This window comes from Pseudomonas sp. BF-B-26, assembly GCF_019956495.1.
Classification (GTDB): domain Bacteria; phylum Pseudomonadota; class Gammaproteobacteria; order Pseudomonadales; family Pseudomonadaceae; genus Aquipseudomonas.
On the sequence record NZ_JAHBDP010000037.1, the window covers coordinates 1 to 3,896 of the forward strand.

Below are 3,896 nucleotides of genomic sequence, written 5' to 3' on the forward strand. Positions count from 1 at the left end.
CGCGAATGCGGTCTAACATTCAACATTTCTGTTGTCTGACACACCGCTTTCGCGAGCAAGTCGGATCGCCGCACCGCCGCTCCCACATTTGGTCCGTATTTCAACCACACTTCGCGAGGTTTCATCGGATGAGAATCCTCGGCTTCTTCTGCCTTCTCCTGACCTTGAGCGGCTGCAGCTCGCTGCTGTTCTACCCCGAGCCCGGCCAGCTGTTCACCCCGGAAAAAGCCAAACTCGAATACCGCGACGTCACCTTGACCACCGCCGATGGCCTCAAGCTGCACGGCTGGTGGTTGCCGGCCAAACAAGGGGTCGAGGTCAAAGGCACGGTGCTGCATTTGCACGGTAACGGCGGCAATCTGCCCATGCACCTTGGGGGCAGTTGGTGGTTGCCGAAAGAAGGGTATCAAGTGCTGCTGGTGGACTATCGCGGCTACGGGCTGTCCGAAGGCAAACCGAGTTTGCCGGCGATCTATCAGGACATCGACGCCGCGTTCAAATGGCTCGACCAGGCACCGGAGGTCAAGGGCAAGCCGCTGATCTTGCTCGGCCAGAGCCTCGGCGGTTCGATGGCCGTTCACTATCTCGTTCAACACCCCGAACGACAAAAGCAACTCAAGGCCTTCGTGCTTGACGGCGTGCCCGCCAGTTATCGCAGTGTCGGCCGCTTTGCGTTGAGTAACTCATGGGTTTTCTGGACGTTCCAGGTGCCGCTGTCCTGGCTGGTGCCGGACGGTGACAGCGCGATCAACTCCATGGCGCAACTCAATGGCGTGCCGAAACTGATCTACCACAGCATCGACGATCCGATCGTGCCCCTTTCCAACGGCATCCGTCTGTATCAAGCTGCGCCGCCGCCGCGGGTGCTGCAACTGACCCGTGGCGGTCATGTGCAGACGTTCGCCGACCCGGTCTGGCGCAAAGTCATGCTGCGTTTTCTCGATGACCCGCAGCATTTCAACGGTCTGCGCCGCCTGGGTGAAGTCCCGAATTACCCGGCGCCGAAAAATTCTGAAGATGAACCACCAGAGAGTCCGCAATGAGTGAAGAACGTAACGCCATCCCGCTGATCATCACCGGTATCTGCAGCATCCTCGGCACTGTCGGAGCCCTGTGGTTCTACGGCTACCTGCACTTCGCCAAACCCGAAGATGCGCTGCTGCTCAGCGACTTCACCATGCTCAAGACGGTGCCGGGCGAAGACTACAAAGTCTCCCTGGAACCGGCCTCGCAAGTCGCGCAGTGCATCGATGGCGTGCTGGTGATGTTCGACACCGAACAGAAAGGCCTGAGCGGCGTGTTGGTCAACAACAAGAAAAAAGCGGTGCGCTGCATGGGCGAGGAAACCCCGCAGAAGCTCGAGCAATAACCCAACTCATACAAAATTTTGTGACCACCAAAGATCCAATGTGGGAGCGGCGGTGCGGCGATCCGACTTGCTCGCGAAAGCGGTGTGTCAGTCAACAGAGATGTTGAGTATTAAACCGCTTTCGCGAGCAAGCCCGCTCCCACAGGGGGGGGTGTTTGCCAAACAGAAAGCCCCGCCTGATCTGATCAGGCGGGGCTTTTGTGTTTCAGCAGGCGATGCTTAGTTCGAGCTGACCGCCGAACGCGGGATCACCGGCTGGTTGTCGTTGGAAATGGTCACTTCCACCCGACGGTTCATCGCACGGCCCGAGACGCTGCTGTTCTCGGCCACCGGGTATTCCTTGCCGTAACCCTGCGCCACGATGCGCGCCGGATCAACGCCCATTTTCACCAGCGCCATGCGCACGGAACCGGCACGTCGCTCGGACAGCGACTGGTTGTGGTTTGCGGCGCCCGTGCTGTCGGTGTAGCCCTCAACGATCACCTTGCGATCAGGGTTTTCCGAAAGGAACTGCGCCAGTTTGTTGATATTCACCAGACCGCTGGACTTCAGGTCAGCCCTGTCAGTGGCAAACAGCACATCACCGAACGTCACCAAGGTACCGCGATCAGTCTGCTTGGCGTTCAGGCTGTCCTGTAATTGCTTGATCTGCGCGTCGCGGGCATCCAGACGAGCCTGGGCACGCTGCGCGGAAGCATTTTTCAGATTGGCTTCGGCGTTGCGCAGGGCGATGGTCTGCTTCGCCACTTCAACACGTTGATTGGTCAGGTAAGCCAGTTGATCGACCTTGGCCTGGTCTTCTTTGTCCTGGTAAGCCTTGTCGGCCTTGTCCAGGTAATCGCTGGCTTCCTTGGTTTCCAGCGCCGCGACTTTACTGGCTTGCGGGTTGGTTTGCAGGCCGGTGTAGTTGCTGCGGGCCTGTTCCAGGTTCGCGTTCGGCGGCGTGGAGCAGGCGGCCAGTGCAACGCTTGCGGCCAGCAGGGCAGGGATCATCAATTGTTTACGGGTCATGGTTTCGTCCTTTTAATCGAGTAAGAAGTGCGTCGTGCCGGCCGTTTATTGAACGGTGCGCTGGCTTTCCTGACGCAGTTCTTGAACACCTTTCTGAGAGTCCTTCACAGCCTGTTCAGCTTTGATCGCCTGGGCTTTGCGCTCAGCCACGCGAGCGTCCCACTCGGCCTGTTCGGCCAGGACTTTGGCTTCGTCATACTTTTTGTCGTGCAGGGCGATTTCGGCTTGTTTGAGCTTGTCCTGCGCGGACTTCATTTCCACTGCCGCGAATTCGGTACCGCCGGCACTGACGGCGCTGTTGACCGCCGATTCCGTCACGGCGAATTGCTCGCTTGGCGGATTACCGGCACAACCGGCCAGAACGAGGCTGCTGCCGATGGCCAGTGCAGCCAGTTTCAGGCTACGCAGGGGGGGGAACGAGGATTTGGCAGTTCGGGTTTTCATGGTCTTCAACTCCATTGGAATAACTCCTGAAAAACTTAAAAATCCATCCTGGGTATGGAGCCGCAACCTTCAATTTCCGTGGGTGTTTTGAAACGGCCGTCCCAGGCGTGGTTAATGGGTGTGACCCGTGGCGTTTTTCGAAAGTTCAGAGAATATGGCCCATTGCCCGAAAAACTTTGACCGAACGGACAAGGCTCTCACTCTGGAACTTTGGCGATGTGCAGCGCTATCCCCGACCTTTTTTCGGTGGGTAATACGCAGTTTTTGAAGGGAACAGCAACTTATGTGGGAGCGAGCCTGCTCGCGAAAGCGGTCGTTCAGTCAACCTGATGTTGAATGCGCTGACGCCTTCGCGAGCAGGCTCGCTCCCACAGGTTCATATCGGTTGGGATCAGTGTTTCTGTTTGTCGTCGACGGCCGACAAATCGTGCAAATGACGACGGGACAATGCGAGAAAACGGGGAGTCGGACCGATGTCTTCGTACAGCGGATCACCTTCTTCGTCGGTGGCCACGACGGTCGAGCCCTTGACGTACGGGAAGCTTTTTTCGAGCTCTTCCAGGGCGGCGCCGATCAGTTCGCCGAGCAGTTCTTCGGGCTGCCGTTTGGGGTACATCTCGATAATGGCTGCCAGCCGTGCGGCGGCCTCTACATCCAGATGAATCGAGTATCCGGTGTCGGTCAGACGACCCTTGGCGTTTTCTTCCCAGTGATGGGCAAGCTCGCGGATTTTCATAGTGACCTCAATGCGCACCTGCTCGTGGCAGGCAGTGTCAGTGTCCGGCAATCGCCGGTGGCAGCCTTTGTACGGCTTATTCTTCAGACTAGCTTTAACGCCCAAGGTTTAAAGTCCCTTCGTCGTCTTATGGCGCTGGGGGGGGCATTGGGGGGATTGGGTGTATATCCGTTTTTGCGGTGATGGCGGCTGGCGGTTTCGCTTTTACAGCCAGCCCTTTCAAGGTCTTCGTTTAAACTCTCCCAAAATTCCAGTCAGGGTGACGAAAACGATGTGGGCAGAAGTTCTAGCGCGGTTTGAGCAAAAGACGCCGGCCAGTGTCATGACCAAGTTGAT

General features: G+C 57.6%; 5 protein-coding genes. 2 read left to right on the forward strand and 3 right to left on the reverse strand.

Going from position 1 to position 3,896, the window contains the following annotated elements; genetic code table 11:
* Positions 1–128 precede the first annotated feature (128 nt).
* Both KGB03_RS03095 and KGB03_RS03100 read left to right on the forward strand, forming a co-directional pair.
* Positions 129–1,043 (forward strand): alpha/beta hydrolase, encoded by a 915-nt coding sequence (locus KGB03_RS03095; RefSeq protein WP_008156743.1) that lies wholly within the window; start codon positions 129–131, stop codon positions 1,041–1,043.
* Positions 1,040–1,369 (forward strand): hypothetical protein, encoded by a 330-nt coding sequence (locus KGB03_RS03100; protein WP_111451408.1) that lies wholly within the window; start codon positions 1,040–1,042, stop codon positions 1,367–1,369. The genes KGB03_RS03095 and KGB03_RS03100 overlap by 4 nt, the downstream gene beginning before the upstream one ends.
* A gap of 219 nt (positions 1,370–1,588) precedes the next feature.
* Here KGB03_RS03100 and KGB03_RS03105 read toward each other — a convergent pair whose 3' ends face one another.
* The 3 genes from KGB03_RS03105 to KGB03_RS03115 all read right to left on the reverse strand — a co-directional run bounded on the left by KGB03_RS03105 (position 1,589) and on the right by KGB03_RS03115 (position 3,560).
* Positions 1,589–2,380, reverse strand: a complete 792-nt coding sequence (locus KGB03_RS03105; protein WP_111451409.1) for an OmpA family protein — start codon at positions 2,378–2,380, stop codon at positions 1,589–1,591.
* Between the two features lie 45 nt (positions 2,381–2,425).
* A complete protein-coding gene (locus KGB03_RS03110) occupies positions 2,426–2,839 on the reverse strand; it encodes a DUF4398 domain-containing protein (protein ID WP_111451410.1) in 414 nt (137 codons plus the stop codon).
* Between the two features lie 376 nt (positions 2,840–3,215).
* On the reverse strand, positions 3,216–3,560 hold the full coding sequence (locus tag KGB03_RS03115) for a hypothetical protein (protein ID WP_008156734.1): 345 nt from the start codon (positions 3,558–3,560) through the stop codon (positions 3,216–3,218).
* Positions 3,561–3,896 lie beyond the last annotated feature (336 nt).

Excerpts from the sequence above, each read along its gene's own strand:
- KGB03_RS03100 (WP_111451408.1), top strand. The coding sequence starts at position 1,040 with ATGAGTGAAGAACGTAACGCCATCCCGCTGATCATCACCGGTATCTGC.
- KGB03_RS03110 (WP_111451410.1), bottom strand. The coding sequence starts at position 2,839 with ATGGAGTTGAAGACCATGAAAACCCGAACTGCCAAATCCTCGTTCCCC.
- KGB03_RS03095 (WP_008156743.1), top strand. The coding sequence starts at position 129 with ATGAGAATCCTCGGCTTCTTCTGCCTTCTCCTGACCTTGAGCGGCTGC.
- KGB03_RS03105 (WP_111451409.1), bottom strand. The coding sequence starts at position 2,380 with ATGACCCGTAAACAATTGATGATCCCTGCCCTGCTGGCCGCAAGCGTT.
- KGB03_RS03115 (WP_008156734.1), bottom strand. The coding sequence starts at position 3,560 with ATGAAAATCCGCGAGCTTGCCCATCACTGGGAAGAAAACGCCAAGGGT.